General features: G+C 48.3%; 15 protein-coding genes. 10 read left to right on the top strand and 5 right to left on the bottom strand.

Going from position 1 to position 17,689, the window contains the following annotated elements:
• Nucleotides 1-89: 89 nt before the first annotated feature.
• The 3 genes from C0068_RS15145 to C0068_RS15135 form a co-directional block, all read right to left on the bottom strand.
• Complete coding sequence (locus C0068_RS15145; protein WP_103685325.1) at nt 90-1,193, bottom strand: NAD(P)-dependent alcohol dehydrogenase; 1,104 nt, start codon at nt 1,191-1,193, stop codon at nt 90-92.
• A gap of 111 nt (nt 1,194-1,304) precedes the next feature.
• Nucleotides 1,305-2,774, bottom strand: a complete 1,470-nt coding sequence (locus C0068_RS15140; protein WP_199176197.1) for an aldehyde dehydrogenase family protein — start codon at nt 2,772-2,774, stop codon at nt 1,305-1,307.
• A 100-nt stretch (nt 2,775-2,874) separates the two neighbouring features.
• Nucleotides 2,875-3,942: a 2Fe-2S iron-sulfur cluster-binding protein gene (locus C0068_RS15135; protein WP_103685324.1), complete on the bottom strand. Its 1,068-nt coding sequence runs from the start codon at nt 3,940-3,942 to the stop codon at nt 2,875-2,877.
• Nucleotides 3,943-4,273: 331 nt separating this feature from the next.
• On the opposite strand from C0068_RS15135, the gene C0068_RS15130 reads away from it, so the two are divergent.
• Genes C0068_RS15130 through C0068_RS15115 form a run of 4 tightly spaced genes read left to right on the top strand, consistent with a single transcriptional unit; the run spans nt 4,274 to nt 8,607 of the window.
• A complete protein-coding gene (locus C0068_RS15130) occupies nt 4,274-5,287 on the top strand; it encodes an NADP-dependent oxidoreductase (RefSeq protein WP_103685323.1) in 1,014 nt (337 codons plus the stop codon).
• A 33-nt stretch (nt 5,288-5,320) separates the two neighbouring features.
• Nucleotides 5,321-6,202, top strand: coding sequence for an SDR family oxidoreductase (locus C0068_RS15125; protein WP_103685322.1), 882 nt, complete (start codon nt 5,321-5,323; stop codon nt 6,200-6,202).
• A 27-nt stretch (nt 6,203-6,229) separates the two neighbouring features.
• Nucleotides 6,230-7,018 (top strand): enoyl-CoA hydratase/isomerase family protein, encoded by a 789-nt coding sequence (locus C0068_RS15120; protein ID WP_103685321.1) that lies wholly within the window; start codon nt 6,230-6,232, stop codon nt 7,016-7,018.
• Between the two features lie 20 nt (nt 7,019-7,038).
• Entirely contained in the window at nt 7,039-8,607 is a 1,569-nt protein-coding gene (locus C0068_RS15115; protein ID WP_103685320.1) for a class I adenylate-forming enzyme family protein, read from the top strand.
• A 76-nt stretch (nt 8,608-8,683) separates the two neighbouring features.
• Here C0068_RS15115 and C0068_RS15110 read toward each other — a convergent pair whose 3' ends face one another.
• Nucleotides 8,684-9,190: a MarR family winged helix-turn-helix transcriptional regulator gene (locus C0068_RS15110; RefSeq protein WP_158250006.1), complete on the bottom strand. Its 507-nt coding sequence runs from the start codon at nt 9,188-9,190 to the stop codon at nt 8,684-8,686.
• 480 nt (nt 9,191-9,670) lie between these two features.
• On the opposite strand from C0068_RS15110, the gene C0068_RS15105 reads away from it, so the two are divergent.
• The 5 genes from C0068_RS15105 to C0068_RS15085 all read left to right on the top strand — a co-directional run bounded on the left by C0068_RS15105 (nt 9,671) and on the right by C0068_RS15085 (nt 15,511).
• A complete protein-coding gene (locus C0068_RS15105; RefSeq protein ID WP_103685318.1) occupies nt 9,671-11,623 on the top strand; it encodes an acetoacetate--CoA ligase in 1,953 nt (650 codons plus the stop codon).
• 15 nt (nt 11,624-11,638) lie between these two features.
• Complete coding sequence (locus C0068_RS15100) at nt 11,639-12,880, top strand: acetyl-CoA hydrolase/transferase family protein (protein WP_103685317.1); 1,242 nt, start codon at nt 11,639-11,641, stop codon at nt 12,878-12,880.
• A 150-nt stretch (nt 12,881-13,030) separates the two neighbouring features.
• Nucleotides 13,031-13,798 (top strand): SDR family oxidoreductase, encoded by a 768-nt coding sequence (locus C0068_RS15095; protein ID WP_103685316.1) that lies wholly within the window; start codon nt 13,031-13,033, stop codon nt 13,796-13,798.
• Nucleotides 13,799-13,835: 37 nt separating this feature from the next.
• Entirely contained in the window at nt 13,836-14,624 is a 789-nt protein-coding gene (locus C0068_RS15090; protein ID WP_103685315.1) for an enoyl-CoA hydratase-related protein, read from the top strand.
• Between the two features lie 119 nt (nt 14,625-14,743).
• Nucleotides 14,744-15,511: a helix-turn-helix transcriptional regulator gene (locus tag C0068_RS15085; protein ID WP_103685314.1), complete on the top strand. Its 768-nt coding sequence runs from the start codon at nt 14,744-14,746 to the stop codon at nt 15,509-15,511.
• 87 nt (nt 15,512-15,598) lie between these two features.
• Here the strand turns inward: C0068_RS15085 and C0068_RS15080 are convergent, their stop codons facing one another.
• A complete protein-coding gene (locus tag C0068_RS15080; RefSeq protein ID WP_103685313.1) occupies nt 15,599-16,744 on the bottom strand; it encodes a phosphotransferase in 1,146 nt (381 codons plus the stop codon).
• A gap of 364 nt (nt 16,745-17,108) precedes the next feature.
• Between C0068_RS15080 and C0068_RS15075 the strand changes: the two genes are divergently transcribed.
• On the top strand, nt 17,109-17,689 hold a 581-nt coding region (locus C0068_RS15075; RefSeq protein ID WP_146047869.1), incomplete at its 3' end, for a helix-turn-helix domain-containing protein.

The raw sequence follows: 17,689 nt of genomic DNA, 5'->3' as shown, positions 1-17,689 counted from the left end.
AACTCTTTTTGCATTTACAAAATAAAAAAGGCGCTATGCAGTTAAAACTCCATATCGCCTGATAAAACTAGCTCCGAGCTATGGCGTGACTAAACCTTCAACACTGCCTTAATACAGCTACCTTTGTGCTGCGCGGCAACAGCGTCGTTGATGTCTTTAAAGTCGAAGGTTTGGCACAGCTTATCGAAGGGGAATTTCCCCTCCATAAACAGATCAACCATGACCGGAATAAATTCGGACGGGATTGCATCACCCTCACAAATACCTTTTATATTTACGCCGCACAGCAGCATATTCAATACACCAAACTCTACATCTGGCTTATCTGGTTTTGGTACACCAACTAGACCAATGGTGCCAGCCGCAGCCATTGCGTTATAAACAGAGGTAATCGCAGACTGTAATCCAGTGGTATCTAAGGCGTAATCAATACCATTCGGGCTTATTTCACGTAGTTTTTCAGTTACATCTTCGCCATTCAAAGGATCAATAACGTGTGTTGCACCCAATGACAAAGCTAATTCACGACGATTCGCATGGGGTTCAACAACAACAATGGGATTACAACCCTGCACTACCGCACCTAGAACCGCGCTCAAACCCACTGCGCCTCCTCCGACAACCGCAGCAGCAGAACCCGCTTCGCAAGCAAATGAACGCATCATGGTGCCCGCACCGGTTTGAATACCGCAGCCCAAGGGACCAAGTAACTCAAGCGGCGCGTCGTCGCGAACCTTAACAACATTATTTTCATAGGCAAGCGCGTAACTCGCAAAAGACGACTGCCCAAAGAAATGACCAGCAACACGCTCGCCATTTTTACTTAATGCACTGCTGCCATCGGCGCGCATGCCTACAAAATTTAGCGGCGCAAAACTTTGGCAGTAATTAATATGGTCGTGATCGCAGGGCTTACACTGTTCACAAAAGGTATATGACAACACAACGTGATCACCAGGTTTTACCGACGTGACGTTGCTACCGACTTTTTCTACGACACCAGAACCTTCATGCCCCAATACGGCGGGTAACTGGGTTGGCACCTCTTGATCACGCGCGGCAATATCAGTATGACAAACACCTACACCAACAATACGAACTAAAACCTCATTGTCACGCGGCTCTTCTAACTCAATATCTTCAATTGTAAAGTCAGCGCCAATTTCACGAGTCACTGCAGCAGTAATTTTCATATTTTTCCCTAATAAGACTTGCGCTAAATGCTCGATAGCCAGCGCGGATTTTATTACTTACCCCCCGCCGCTTATGCTGCAAAGGGTAAGGTTTGGAAATACTTAAAAAGTCTAGTCTAACAGTGCACAAACAGATTTAGACTCGGTGTACATCAACACACCTTCGTCGCCCACTTCGCGACCAACGCCTGACTCTTTAAAGCCGCCAAATGGCATTGCAGCATCGACAACAAAATAGGTGTTCAACCAAATGGTACCGGCATGAATGCCCGCCGCCATTTTGTGGCAGGTATTCATGTCTTTACTGTAGATATTGGCGCCCAGACCGAAGCGAGTTTTGTTTGCCAGCGAAATAGCTTCGTCCATGTCTTTAAACTTGGTTGCCGCTAACACTGGGCCAAAAATTTCTTCGTTAAATACGCGCGAATCTGCGGTCGCATTGGACAAAATAGTGGGTTCGATAAAATAACCTTCGCTAGGCAAAGGACTACCCGCCGAGATTGCCTCTGCGCCCTCTTGCTGACCAATATCAATATAACTTTGAATACGATCTTGCTGCTTTTTATTGACCACGGGGCCAATCATGGTAGTAGGGTCTTGACCGTGACCAATCGGCAGCGCCTTAGCGACTTCTGCAATACCAGCAATAACAGTGTCGTAAATCGACTCGTGACAAAGCAGGCGCGAGCCAGCAAAGCAAGTTTGTCCAGAGTTAAAGAAAATGGCCATTGCGGCGTCAGGAATCGCACGCTCGAGGTCGGCATCTGGCATGATGATGGTTGGTGATTTACCGCCAAGCTCTAAGCTTACGCGGCGCATATCATTCGCTGCCGTGCGCATAATGTGTTTACCAACGGGAGTCGAACCTGTAAACGCAATTTTGTCGACGTCTGGGTGAGTAATCAGCGCCTCGCCCGCAGATTGGCCATCGCCGGTAACAATGTTGAGCACGCCCGGTGGTACACCAGCTTCAAGCATCAGCTCGCCAAGACGCAAGGCAGTTAAAGATGTCACTTCAGAGGGTTTGAGTACCATTGTACAGCCTGCAGCCAATGCCGAGGCGATCTTCCAAGACGCCATTGCCAATGGGTAGTTCCAAGGCACTATTGCACCTACAACGCCAATCGGTTGGCGCAGTGTATAAGCGTGATACTGGCGACCATCACCAGACACCGGCAGCGTTTTGCCATAAATCTTAGTGCACCAGCCCGCCATATAGCGAAAGACTTCGACAGCGGATGGAATATCGACCATCATCGCCAAATGCTTAGGCTTACCGTTGTCCAAGCTTTCTAATAGGGCCAACTCTTCAGCATGTTCTTCAATTATTTGGGCAACACGCTCTAATAATTTACTGCGATCAATAGGGCGCATTTTAGCCCAACCCGGAGATTCAAAGGCAGCGCGCGCAGCTTTTACCGCGGCATCAACCTCTTCTGCCCCGCCCGCAGCCACGCTTGCAAATGAACGACCTGTTGCAGGGTTAATTACTTCTAGGGTTTGGCCACTTTGCGCAAACGTCCAGTTTGAACCAATCAGCATTTTTCCTGAGGGAATAACTGCATCTTCGATAGTATTCATAATGTGTTCCTGTTCTTATTAAAGAAGTAATTAAAACTGCAAATGGCTTGGGCCGAATTCCCACCAGTATCAGTGGATCAGCGCCAAGCCGTACCCAACTTTAGTTTTGTCGCGCAAGGCCATGACTGGCGTCTAAAAATTTATCAGCGTGAATATTTTCTGAAACAATGCCTAGTTTTAAGACGGTGTCAGTCACCGCATCGATCATTGGCGGTGGCCCACACAGGTAAACCTGCGTTTCGTTAGATAAATGCTGGGCGGCCACTTGCTCTATCACGGTGTTTACAAACCCAGTATGTCCAGTCCATCCACTGCCCTCGGGCTCATTGGACAGAACCGGCACAAAGGTAAACGCGCCATCCCATTTCGCGGCAATCTCTTCAATACGCTCTAAGCAATACAAATCTTCCTGGGTTCGAGCACCAAACAGCATAATGCAGGGTCGGCCAAGCGGAGATTTAGCTGCCTGCTCCAAAAGACTTACAATAGGCGCTAAACCACTGCCACCGCCCACACAAATGATTGGCCCCTTGCCATCCCGCAGCCAGAAATTCCCTGAAGGCCCATGCACCTTGACACTTTTGCCATCTAACTTGCCGTCAAACAACATACCGGTAAACTCGCCACCCGGTACCTGCCGAATAAATAACTCAATTTCTCGACAGCCGTCTTCTGCAGGAGGTAGGGCGAATGAGTAAGAGCGTGCAGCCAGACCTTCTTCTACTTCTAATTGCACGTACTGACCCGCGTCGAACCAGATTGGCCTATCTAATAAGATGCTGACTTTCTTGGTGTCGTGGGTGAGATTTTCTGTTTTAGTGATCTTGCCGTCGTAATCTTCCGGCGGATGCAACTGTTTTAGCTCAAAATTCGGGATATTAAGGGTAACGTCGCTTTTCAAGGCACTTTGACACGTCAATATAATGCCGCTCTGTAATTCATCGGCTTCCAAGACATAGGCGAAATCAGTTAATTCCTTTATTTTGCCTTCGGCCAATTTGCACTTGCAGCTGCCGCAGGTACCCACCGTACAGCTATGAGGCATGGCGTAACCATGAGAAAGCCCAGCCTCTAACACCGATTGCCCCGGCTTTACGTCAAAACTGACGCCCGCTGGCAATATAGTGACCGTCTTTGCGGAGGGTTTTAAAAAATCAAAAAGTGCCACACCTTACTCCTGACCACCAACTTGCATATACGCTGCCATTGGTTCATAAATTAATAATTAGGTTTATATGGTTAATATAAGTAAGCGTACTTTTTATGTCAACACGAACTCACACAATTTCAGCATAGCTCAAAACCATTCTACCGCGGCCAAATTCACCCTCTTAATAAAGTAGCAGTGGGCCGAAAGGCCCCGCCAAAATTCACTTTAACAAGTTGTAAGCCAACATATATTTATGCATACTATAAGCTAGCGTATAAAATACATAGCACGCAGAACAACACGATTAGTCGGTGCAACGGTTTGCAATCGGCCCACCCTAGGAACATGTATGAGCAATGCAACCAACACACAGGTTTTGTTAAATTCGCGCCCTAAAGGTATACCCCAGGCGGAGAATTTCACAATATCTGAATGCCCGATCATCCCACCTAAAGATGGGCAAGTCCTTATACGCAATCACTATCTCTCTGTAGAGCCCGCCATGCGCGGCTGGATATGCGACGCTGGCAACTACTCAGAACCCGTTGGTATTAATACAGTGATGCGTTCTTTAGCCGTTGGCGAAATTATTGAATCCAAAAGCCCTGATTACCATGTCGGTCAGCATGTACTAGGCATGTTTGGCTGGCAAAGCCATACCACCACCGACGCCACAAACATCGACCGCGTCATCGACACTAGCCAACTCCCCATTTCTACCGCACTTGGTATTTTAGGGATTAACGGGCTTGCCGCCTACTTTGCACTACTTGAAGTGGGATTACCCAAGCCTGGCGATACCGTATTAGTGTCGACAGCCGCCGGAGCCGTGGGATCTTGTGTTGCGCAAATTGCCAAAATTAAGGGCTGCAAAACCATTGGCATTACCAGCAGCCCCGAGAAGATTGAACTTTGCATTAATGAGTTTGGCTACGACAAAGCCGTTAGCTACAACTCCCCCAACTTTGTCGAAGAACTCGCCAATGCCTGCGCCGACGGCATCGACGTTTATTTTGACAATACCGCGGGCCGTATTAGCGACGCGGCGTTAACGCTTCTCAATCAGCGCGCTCGGGTTGTTATCTGCGGCACCGCGTCAATTTCTCAATGGAGCCCGATCCCACTCGGCCCGCGTGTAGAGCGCCACTTACTCGTCAAGCGTGCGCGTATGGAAGGTTTTGTAATTTTCGACTACGCCGATCGCTATCACGAAGGCGTCAAGCAGTTAAGCGAGTGGATACTCGAAGGTCGACTACACTACAGAGAAGAAATAAAACACGGCATAGAAGAAGCCCCAGACTCAATCGCCGCACTTTATCGCGGCGACAATCTTGGCAAACGTTTAATTAAATTGGCAGATTAAACCAACTAAATATCATCACTAAGAGATAACACTATGTTTAAAGACTCTACACTTGCGAACAAACGCGTACTCATCACCGGTGGCGGCACTGGTCTCGGCAAAGAAATCGCGAAAGGCTTACTAAGCTACGGCGCTGAAGTCTACATCTGCGGTCGTCGTGAATCAGTATTGCAAGAAACAGTTGCTGAGCTAGCAAAAATAGGCTCTGGCAAGATTCACTACCGCGTAACCGACATTCGCGACCCAGATGCGATTGAGACAATGGTGGCGTCTATTTGGGAAGAAGGCGCATTAACCGGTCTAATTAACAATGCCGCCGCCAACTTTATTTCGCCCACCAAAGACCTATCTCCACGCGGTTATCAAGCCATACGCTCCACCGTTATGGACGGCGCGTTTTACACCGTGCTCGCTATTGGTAAGCGCTGGATAAAAGAAGGCATTAAAGGCTCTATCGTGAGCAATTTGGTAACGTGGGTATGGACTGGCTCAGCCTATGTCGTACCGTCCGCAATGGCTAAAACCGCCATAGACTCCATGACCAAATCGCTCGCGGTTGAATGGGGACGTTACGGCATTCGCGTAAACGCCGTTGCCCCCGGCCCCTTCCCAACTGAAGGCGCTTGGGACAAGCTGAACCCCACCGGTACATCAACTGGCGCCACCGACGCCAGCACCGTACCAATGGGACGCTACGGCGAGATGCAAGAACTAGCGAACTTAATGACTTTCTTACAAGCCGACGGCTGTGACTATATTACCGGTCAAACCATTGGTATAGACGGCGGTCACCACCTAGCTGCGCCAAGCACCTTTGCAAGCTTAGGTAGCTGGTCTGATGACGACTGGTCATCGGTTCGGGACTCCATTAAAGCGTCTGCTGAAAAAGAAAAAACCCAGCGCAGCGTCGGCTAACCAAGAAAAGTATTTGGAGTAATCAAAATGAAGTTGGAATCATTTTTATTTGAGATCCGCAATAACGTTGGGCACATTACCTTAAACCAACCAGAACGCGGCAACCCGTTTGACGCTAGGTTTTGCCGAGAGTTTAAAGAAATTGCTAACGAGTGCGACGAAAATCCCGAGGTGCGCGCCGTACTTATAGACTCAAATGGACCGTATTTCAGCGTTGGCGGCGATCTTAAAACTTTCTTAGGTGATCGCGATGGATTGCCAAGATTTATTAAGTCTGCAACCAGTGATCTACACTCGGGTGTTTCGCGCCTGGCACGGGGTGACGCACCGGTTATACTCGCCTGTGACGCCCTAGCCGCAGGCGGTGCGGTTGCAATTGTCGCCGCCGCCGACTACGCCTTACTCAGTGAAAAAGCGAGCGTCTACGCCGCATTTAGCGGTATCGGCTTTTCCTGCGACAGCGGCTCTTCGTATTTTATGCCGCGCCGCGTGGGCCAACGCAAAGCCTTTGATTTTTATCTCAGAAATCAAAAGTGGTCTGCCGAGCAATGCTTAGAATACGGACTCGCCAGCGAGATTATTCCAAGTGAACAACTGGCTGAAAAAGCTCTAGCACTGGCAGAAGAACTGGCACAAGGCCCAACCTATACATATGGGCAAATTAAAAACTTGTTCCACTCCAGCCAAGAAAACACCCTAGAGGCACAGCTTGAGCAAGAGGCCCGCGCCCTTGCTGATTGCACCCGACGCGACGATACCTGGAATGCCGTCAACTCCGTTGCAAAAAAACAGAAACCCGTTTTTAACTACAAATAAATAACAAGAGACCAAATATCATGTGGCCCTATCCCGAAATCAAAAACGTTGCAGATATTGTTCGTTACAATGCAAAGAACTACAGCGACAAACCCAGCACCATATTTTGTGATCACAGCCTTAGCTGGTCAGACGTCCATGAACTATCGAGTCGCATGGCAAATGGCTTAAGCGCCGAAGGCGTGGTAGCAACGGATCGCGTTCTTTATTTTGCGGGTAATGCAGACGATTATTTTTTAACCATTTACGCCTCTGCAAAAATTGGCGCGGCATTCATCCCCTTGAACTGGCGACTGAGTGTTCCCGAAATTACCGCCATTGTCGAAGATAGCGCGCCAAAAATCGCGCTGGTAGATCTCATTTACAAAGCAACATGGGAAGAGGTACAGACCAAACTTACGCAAAAAATCAAGACGATTTACATTGATCCAGGTAAGCAGGCTGACAATCCATTTTGGCAATGGGCCAGTAAATTTGATAACTCAGATCCGCACTTTATTTGCGAAGGCGACAGTACTGCATGGCAAATTTATACCTCTGGGACCACGGGTGCCCCCAAAGGTGTAGAACTAACTCATGCTGGCATAATGAATATGCGCCTATGTGAGCATTTAGAGCCGGCATACACCTGGGGAGCGAATGATCGCTACCTATTCTGCGTACCGAGCTTCCACCTGCTCGGACTAGGTCTGTCTATGCAAGCCATGTATAACGGCGCATGCATAGTTATAGCGCCGCGCTTTGACCCCGAGGAAGTACTGGCCGTTATTAATGCCCACAAGCCGACTCTAATGGGATTGGCACCGGTAATGATCCAATTTCTACTGGATCACCCAAATTCTGCAAACACCGATTTTAGTGGTATTCGCGAAATTTTATACGCGGGCTCTCCAATTTCTAAGGGCTTGCTAAAACGTGCCATTGAAGCAATCCCCTGCAAATTCATGCAATTTTATGGCGCCACTGAGTCTGGTGGCGCGATTACGCTATTGAGACCAGACGATCATTATTCAGACGACGACAATATTCTCACCTCATGTGGCAAGCCACTTCCACTCATTGAGATTAAAATTCTCGATAGTGAAGGCAATGCGCTTCCCGCCAATAGCCCTGGCGAAATGGTCATTCTCAATCCAGCAATTACCAAAGGCTACTGGAATAAACCTGAGGCTTGGAGTGAGGTATACAACGACGGCTGGTATAAAACTGGCGACATTGGCTACTACGACGACAATGGCTACTTCTATTTAATTGACCGCGCAAAAGACATGATCGTCAGCGGAGGCGAGAATATCTACTGCTCAGAAGTAGAAAACTGCCTGTCACTTCACGGCGCCGTTGCTGCCGCCGCCATCATTGGCATACCAAGCGAAAAATGGGGCGAAGAAGTGAAAGCATTTATTATGCTAAAACCCGGCCAATCAACAACCGAAGCCGAACTCATTGCCCATTGCAAAGAGAATCTAGCAGGGTATAAATGCCCCAAAAGCGTGGATTTCGTTGATGACTTCCCTCGCACCGGCGCCGGAAAAGTTTCTAAAAAGGATTTGAGAGCACCTTATTGGCAAGGCCAAAAGCGCGCAGTGTAAACCGCGCGTTCAGACAAAAAAATACCCGCAACCTCTGCAAGGCTGCGGGTATTTTTTTGCAATTAGCGTAAAGCTACTAACTAATTTTACCCTTCATTGCATCAAGGTTTTTATTCAGCTTTCTCAACATTTCAACACAGCCACGAACTTCGTCAATACTGATTCCCGCCAACATATCCTCGTTCGCTTGAACCGTTAACACCCGCATTTCTTTAATAACGCGGCGGCCTTCTGGCGTGAGGTGTATACGCTTAATACGACGGTCACTAGCATCTGCACGGCGCTCTACCATGCCAACATCTTGCAGGCGATCAATCAAACCACCTAAGGTAACCTTACCCAAGCCCATCTCATCAGCAAGATCTGACTGAGGCACACCATCACGGCGCGATAAATACGCCATTGCCCACGCCTGTGAACGAGTAACCTTTAACGGTTTGAACAAATCATCGATGACTATGCGGCGAAGCCGAGCAGCGTCATGAATAATAAACCCCAAACGCAATACCAAATCTTCCTCTGATTCGAGAAAGTCATTTGACAGTGCAGCGTCATACCCGAGCGACTTTCCTTTTGCAGCCATCACCGACCTCATTGTGTATATACGAAAATATTAACTATAACTATGCTAATCATACACTATATACGCAAAATACAATTCACTTTAATGAATCTGTAATATTTCACCCCAGCAAACAACGATCATATCTGCACACACAATAATAGGACCACATGCAGCAAGCAGCGGAGCCAAAAAAAAAGGCCGCTGTATAGCGGCCAAAGATACACTCACCTGGAAGTAAGTTCGCAATTAATACGGGCAAATATTTTGCACCGCAAAAAATTTGTGTGAGAACACCAACTCTTGACTTATGCTTGCACAAATTTAGTAATAAAGCAAACTATATGCAAGGTTACTCAATATATTACCTTTGCTGCGCTACTTTGATCAAAGAACTAAAGAATCCATGGCCTTTAATACATCTATGGACTGAATTATATCGCTAGCTTACAATATGCTTAATACCTAAAAATCAGCAAGTTCAAAATCGGAACCCAAGTTATGACAGCTACCTCGACTCTGCCGCTCTGGTCACCATCAAAAGACGATATAGCACTTGCTAAATTGAGCAGCTTTGCCAAAGGCATCGAAGCCACCCATAAGCTCAGCTTTAATCACGACTTTCGCGCCCTACATCAGTGGTCTATACAAAATCCCGAAGCCTTTTGGACGGAATGCATTAGCGCATTTGGTCTTGTGTATGACGGCGACATACACCCCGCCCGAATCAACACCGAACAAGCACCATTTGCCCGCTGGTTTCCCCAGTTAAATATTAACTACGCAGAAAACATGCTGCGCTGGCCGGGCCACTGGACCGCACTTATTGAAGCCGGTGAAGAAGGTGAAGGTCGGCACTGGAGCTTTTCAGAATTACGCTGCAGAGTTTCTCAACACCAACGAGCACTCCGCGAACTCGGCGTTAGCGCGGGCGATTGTGTCGCCGGTGTATTACCTAATGCTGGTGAAGCTGTAGCAATCATGCTTGCCGCCGCCAGTATTGGTGCCAGCTGGGCCTCGGTGTCGCCAGATTTTGGGGTCGCCGCCGCTCTCGACCGACTCGGGCAAGTAAATCCTTGTGTCTTATATTCGGTGGCGGAATATCGCTTTAATGGCAAGAGCTATAATGTAGCGGCTAATATCGACAAGATTGCCGCCGACTTACCAAGCCTGAAGCGCTTAGTAAAAATTGGCGGCGGCTGGCCCGAAGGCAGTGTCGGTGTACACTTAGAGGACGCCCTCCCCTCAGACAACACACAACAGCCTGACTTTATTCGCCTGCCCTTTCACCACCCCTTATTTGTACTCTTTACCTCTGGCACAACCGGCGCGCCAAAATGTATTGTTCACGGCCACGGCGGCACCCTAATCCAGCTCACCAAAGAGCACCAATTGCACTGTGATATTAGCGCGCAACAACGGGTAATTTTTCCCTCTACCCTTGGCTGGATGATGTGGAATTGGAGTATTAGTGCCCTAGCTAGTGGTGCCACAGTCATACTTTATGATGGCTCCGTCGTCGCGCCGGATGAGCTGTCTATTTTCCGGCTTGCGCAGCAGCTACGAGTTAACACACTTGGCCTACCAAGCGCCTTTTTAGAACGCTGCGGTCAAAAGCAAATTGATATCAAAGGCCAGGTGCCGCTCAAGGATTTAAAATTAATTTTTGCCGGCGGCTCAGTCTTATCTCCAGAAGGATTTGAATACGTATACGAGCACGTTTCACCCCAAGTCCATCTGACTACCGGCTCTGGCGGTACAGATATTGTCTCTTGCTTTATGCTTGGCAATAAATGGCAGTCAGTCTACGCCGGAGAAATGCAGGGGCCAGCCCTTGGTATGGACGTGCAAATTTTTAATGAAGACGGTAATCCTGTCATCGGCGAACGCGGGGAACTGGTTTGCTGCGCACCTGCACCGAGCATGCCGGTACGCTTTGCCAACGATCCCGGCAATAAGCGCTTTACCAAATCATATTTTGCAGGCTTTCCCGACGTATGGACCCACGGTGACTTTGCAGAGGAAACACTGAATGGCGGCTTTATCATTCACGGCCGCTCCGACTCCGTTTTAAACCCCGGTGGCGTCCGCATCGGCACCGCAGAAATTTACCGCCAAGTCCAAAAAATAGAATGTATCGAGAACTGTGTCGTCGCCGGCCAACAATACGACAATGACGTTCGCGTTGTACTGTTTGTTGTTTTGGCGCAAGGTCAACAACTAAGCGATGAATTATGCGCAGAAATTCGCCAGCTTCTCCGCGAAAATGCATCGCCGCGACATGTACCAAAGTTCATTATTGCCGTTGATGACATTCCCAAAACTCGCAGCGGAAAAAATGCTGAAACCGCCGTATCTGCACTTATTAATGGCCGCGAACCATCACAGATACACGCTTTAGCCAATCCAGAATCCTTGGAGCACTTTCGCAATCGCGCCGAACTTGCCAAATAAATTAAGGGATACAAAATGAACACCGCAGCTGACATAGAACAACTCGCCGCCCACTTTCAACCTGGCGATACTGTGTTCATACCTGGTAGCGCCGGCGAACCGAGTGAACTCACCGAGATGTTGGTAAATAATCCAGACCTTGCACCCGGCGTCACATTCATTACCAGCTTTGTCCCGGGTATCAACACTCGCAATCTTTGCAATATTGAAACAAAACGCAAAATGGCGGTGTTTTTTATGCAAAGTCATTTTCGCAAAGACTACGAAAAAGGCGGGATAAAATTTCGGCCAATCAGTTTTAAACAGATACAACAATATCTTTGCGCCGCCAGCACCCGTATCGACTGGCTTGTCGTGCAAGTTGCCGATGCAGTCGATGGCCGCCACTCACTCGGCCCCCATGCCGAGTTTCTTCCTGGCTTGATCGCCCGCGACTGCAAAATACTTGGCCTGATAAACCCAAACACCCCCAATACGCCATCAGCACCCAGTTTGGCTGCAAGCCGACTAACGGCGACAGCTAGATCAAACACCCCGCTAGAAAGCTACGACGCGGGTAGTAGCAACGCCACATCAGAAGCCATTGCACAGCACATCGCGGCACTCATTCCCAACGGTGCCACGCTGCAAATCGGCCTAGGAAAAATTCCTTCCCAGCTTTTAGCGGCGCTGCGCGATCATCGCGAACTTGGATTTCACACCGGCATGTTATCTGACTCGATACTGCCACTAGCAAGCAGTGGCGCACTGCGCGAAAAAAATGCCTTAACAACCGCGGTATTTGTGGGCTCAGAAAACTTATATAAACAACTTCCCACTCTGCAATCCCTAAACATTGCCGGTGCGGAGTTTACCCACGACCCAGCAGTACTGGTCAAAGTACCCAAACTTCACGCCATTAACTCTGCGCTGGAGGTAGATGTATTGGGTCAAGTAAACGCTGAGACCTTGAACAACAAATACGTCAGTGCACCAGGGGGGCTCCCCGACTTTGCTGCCGCCGCCAGCCGCCAGCAAGATGGCCTGTCAATTGTAGCCCTCCCGTCGACCGATCCCAGCGGCAAGCACTCGCGTATTACCGCGAAATTTCGCAGTGGCACCCCCGTGAGCGTACCTCAGTTTGATGTCGATTATGTCGTTACGGAGTTCGGAGCCGCCTATTTGCGGGGCGCCACCCCGAGTGAGCGACATGAGCGCATTATTGCTATCGCCCACCCGGACCATCGCGAAAGCCTTGAATCAAAGCTGGCTGAGTGAGACCCAAAGCGCGGGCGCAAGTTGATATAAGTGTTTGCATATTGTAATCATGCGAACAGTTAATGTAGTATAGATATCATTTGCAGTCAGGGTGTTTTCCTTTATCAAACTCACCCTTTAATAGTTCGTAAAGTAGGAGTTTATCAACACATGAAAGGCTTAAATGGAAAGGTTGCCATCGTTACCGGTGGTGGCAGCGGCATTGGTGAAGCAATAGTTTTACGTCTAGCCGAAGAAGGCTGCAAAGTCGCGTTATTCGACATCAATGGCGCAGCAGCAGAGCAAGTTGCCGCCAAAGCTAGCTCGGCAGCGGGCAGCGTAACGCCTTTTATTGCTGACATCACCAATATGGATGCCGTAGAAGCTGCCGTAGCCCAAGTTGAAGAAACGCTTGGACCAATCTGGATGTTGGTAAACAATGCGGGCTGGGATCAAATCACGCCTTTCCTCAAAACCACGCCGGAATTGTGGCAAAAAATTATTAATCTAAACCTTTACGGCCCAATACACATGCACGCAGCAGTCTGCAAACGCATGGCCGAACGCAACGCTGGACGCGTCATCAACGTCGCCTCTGATGCAGGTCGTGTTGGCACCAGCCATGAGGCGGTATATTCAGCCTGTAAAGGCGGCACAATCGCATTTGGTAAATCAATCGCACGCGAATTAGCGCGCAACAATGTATTAGTAAACTCCGTTTGCCCTGGCCCAACCGATACTCCTGCAATGGCAGCCGTAGCAGGTACTGGTGAAGAAGCGCAAAAATGGAAGGACTCAATGGCTAGAGGTATTCCACTGCGCCGTATGGGTAAAGCAGATGACTACGCAGGCATCATCGCCTTCCTTGGTAGCGACGACGCTGACTACATCACCGGACAGACCATTTCTGTTTCCGGCGGCTTAACAATGCACGGCTAAGTCCCGTTTAAACACAGCTTTAAAGAGGTAAATTACTATGTTTGCAAATACACCTTATGAAGACATTACCTACGAAAACCGCAATGGGGCAGCGTGGATTACCATTAACCGTCCCAAGGTTTACAACGCCTTCCGTGGCAAAACCATCGAAGAACTTATTCACGCCTTCTTGACCGCCGCTAGCGACAAAAGCGTGGGCGTAGTGGTACTAACCGGTTCTGGCGACAAAGCGTTCTGCACCGGTGGCGACCAGTCTAACCACGACGGCGACTACGATGGCCGCGGTGTGGTAGGCCTGCCAATTGACGAGCTGCAATCTGCCATCCGCGATATTCCCAAGCCCGTTATTGCAGCGGTAAATGGTTTTGCGATTGGTGGCGGACACGTGCTCGCCACAATTTGCGATATGACTATTGCGGCTGATACCGCAAAAATGGGCCAAGTAGGACCTAAAGTTGGTTCTGTTGATGCCGGCTGGGGCACGGCCTATTTAGCGCGTATCGTTGGCGAAAAGAAAGCCCGCGAAATTTGGTATATGTGCAAGCGCTACACTGCACAAGAAATGATGGATATGGGCTTGGTAAACAAGGTCGTTCCCGCCGCTGAACTAGAAGCTGAAGTAACAAGCTGGTGCGAAACTATCATGGAACACAGCCCCACTGCGCTGGCACTGGCTAAGCGTTCATTTAACTGCGATTCCGAGTCTATTCGCGGTATCAGCATGATGGGCCTCAATGCCGTAAAATTGTATTACGATACAGAAGAGTCGAAAGAAGGCGTAAACGCGTTTAACGAAAAACGTAAGCCTAACTTCCGTCAATTCTAAATGATAAAGCAGCCTCGCCATCTTGCGGGGTTGCTTTATACCCTTACCAAAGCGCGATAAAATTCCTCACACCCATGCGACGTTAAACACTCCAGATAAAACTATAATTGGGGTAAACAATGAATAGCTATACGCAGCAATTTCAGGCCGCCGATAAACAGTTTTCAAACAACATAATGCGGATCACTAGGGCCAATCATATCGCCTTAATGCTTTACGATCGCAGCACCCCCCAACACCCTATTACTTTTTTATTTAATGACGGCATACCAGCCACCCTCGCCGCCAATTACAGCAAGCGAATCTGTCTACACGACCCACTACTTCCCCACGCCGGTACAAGCGACACCGACAATATCCGCCGAACGGACATTGGCCAAACAAACACAAAACGCCAACAACTAGAAAGCACGCTAAATTCCGACGCTTTATACCAAGATGTTCTCAGCCATGCGGGTTACCGAGAAACGGCTGCCTACACACATGGCATTAGCAAGAACTTGCACTTGGTTGTGGGGCTACTCTTATCTAAGGGGGCGCGGAACAGAACTCAGCTACAACTAGATGCTGCCAGCCAACTTGTAGAAAACTGGTTAGAGGTCTGCGCAGACACTCTCATCGAATCGTCAATTCGGCAGCGACTTCACAATGAACCGCAGCACGCTATTATTGACGCTACAACAATTTGCCGTGGAGATTACGGTCTAAGCCAGCGCGAGGCGGATGTTGTGAATGAATTAGTCAGAGGAAAAAGCAACAAAAAAATCAGTGCGACCTTAAACCTTTCCGAATACACGATTGAAAATTATCTGCGAAATATCTACAAAAAATTTAGTGTTCACAGCCGCACAGAACTAATAGCGACGCTAGCCCAGCTGCCAAAATAATACGCTGTGCGACGCCGACACCATCAATAAATGATCTCACAGTGCGGCTCAAAATCTTTGCCGGTTTTGAGCCGCACCCTTACTATATTAAAAGCTATTCAAAGCATCTAAATCGTCTATAGCGTGAGTCATTCTGCCAATAAACTCTAAAGAGGTATCTCTTGGCTGCATATCTGGCACATCAGGATTAGGGCTAAGCACCGGCGTCCACCACGCTAAAGCACCAAACAACTGCTGCCGATACTGGGTCCACGCCTCATCAAAGGACGTTTCAGGACCGCCATTGGCCTTTAACTCAGCCAAATAATGAATAATTAAGTCTTTTTCCCATGCTCGACGATCTGCCGTCGCCAATCCAGTAGAGAGTGCATAGGCGATGTCTCGACTCCAATGCCCAACACACATGCACTGCCAGTCACTCAAACCCATATGATTGTCAGCGGTGATATACCAATTTTTCAAATGCACATCAGAATGAACAAGGGTATGGGGAAGCTGCGCGTGGCGCGCCACACTTTGCAAGGTTGCAGGCCAGACCTTGTCTGCTTGCTTAAATAAGCGCGCAGGAATGACCTCTCTCGCCTCTTTAAAGCCGATATCAGCCTGTGGACCAAATCCCGCTTCATTGGCGGTAATTGTAAAAAAATCTTCCCAGGTATTCAGGTAAGACAACTCACCTTTAAAGGCATCACTTTCGTAGTATTTGCCATGCAATTTAGCCAGCAATGAAACCTGTTCAAGCGCCATTTTTTCGGTGACCACAGTGCGGTGATCACAGAAGGTAACGTCATTACTCATATCTTCTAGCATGACAATGGAGTTGAGGGTTTCGGGATTAAAATTGGCGAATAAGCTCTTCGGCGCTTCTAATTGTAATTGTGGACGAATGATGTTGTAGAAGTTCACCTCGCCCTCAATGGCGCCATTCATACCTAACAAGCAGCGGCTTGCCAGTGTAAAAGTCGATTTGCAGAACACGCTACTCGGTAGACCAGACTCGGGCTTATTGTATTCTAGAAAAATTCTACGGCGACTAGATGTTCCCTCGTCTTCATCACCTAAGCGCCAATCAACTACTTCTGTACCGGTCTGGTTTTTACAAAGTACATCCGTAAACCATTCCTTGCTGAGCAAATCGTAGGCCATAGGAATTTGGTCCGCGCGGGTAACCACACTGCGCGCGGCATTTTCCACATCAAAACGAGATTTTATTTCTTCAAATGATAATTTCATTACTCTAAACACCTAGGTAATTATATTTAGTCGATAAGCGATATAGAGATACTAACAAGCATTGATCCCACACTCGATAGACGGATTCCCGTCTACTTGCGGGGTACAGAGAAGTAAAAACATAGGATAAAAACTAGCTTTGTCGGCACAAAATCGACCCGCATTCAAAGCAGGCAATTTACTCGCTATAAGGGATAGGGTGCTAAAACAAAAAAGGCGCAGCGAGTAACATTACTCGCTGCGCCTTTTATTTACATTACATGTAGAAGTCTCGATCTGATCTGACATATCTTCTTGAAGAAGAGAGAGTTACCCGTTTTGATAAAGGTGTCGAATCTTAAATCAAAACAAAAAGGTAACTCTCATGCTCCATACTAGCAATCCCATCATTAAACACAAAGCAGGTCTGCTAAATTTAGCGGAAGAGCTCGGTAACGTCTCTAAAGCATGCAAGGTCATGGGCGTATCGCGGGATACGTTCTATCGCTATCGTGAGCTGGTTGATGATGGCGGGATCGAGAATTTGATTAACAAAAGCCGCAGAACCCCTAACACCAAAAATCGAGTCGATGAAACGATAGAACAAGCGGTCATTAGTTATGCCATTGAGCAGCCAGCCCATGGTCAGCACAGAACTAGTAACGAACTGCGCAGAATAGGCGTCTTTGTTTCTGGCAGTGGTGTTCGGTCAATCTGGTTACGCAATGGTCTTGAGAACTTTAAAAAGCGGCTTAAAGCACTGGAAGAGCGAGTCGCTACTGACGGGATAATTCTGAGTGATGCCCAGGTTGCAGCCCTTGAAAAGAAGAAACATGATGACGAAGCATGCGGGGAAATTGAAACCCATCATCCCGGTTATCTTGGCTCTCAAGACACCTTCTACGTGGGCAATCTCAAGGGTGTTGGTCGGATTTACCAGCAGACATTTGTCGACACCTACAGCAA

It is taken from the genome of Zhongshania marina (assembly GCF_002915595.1).
In the GTDB taxonomy this organism is placed as follows: domain Bacteria; phylum Pseudomonadota; class Gammaproteobacteria; order Pseudomonadales; family Spongiibacteraceae; genus Spongiibacter; species Spongiibacter marinus_B.
Note: the sequence above shows the minus strand (reverse complement) of the source record. Positions and strands in the feature narration are given on the sequence as shown.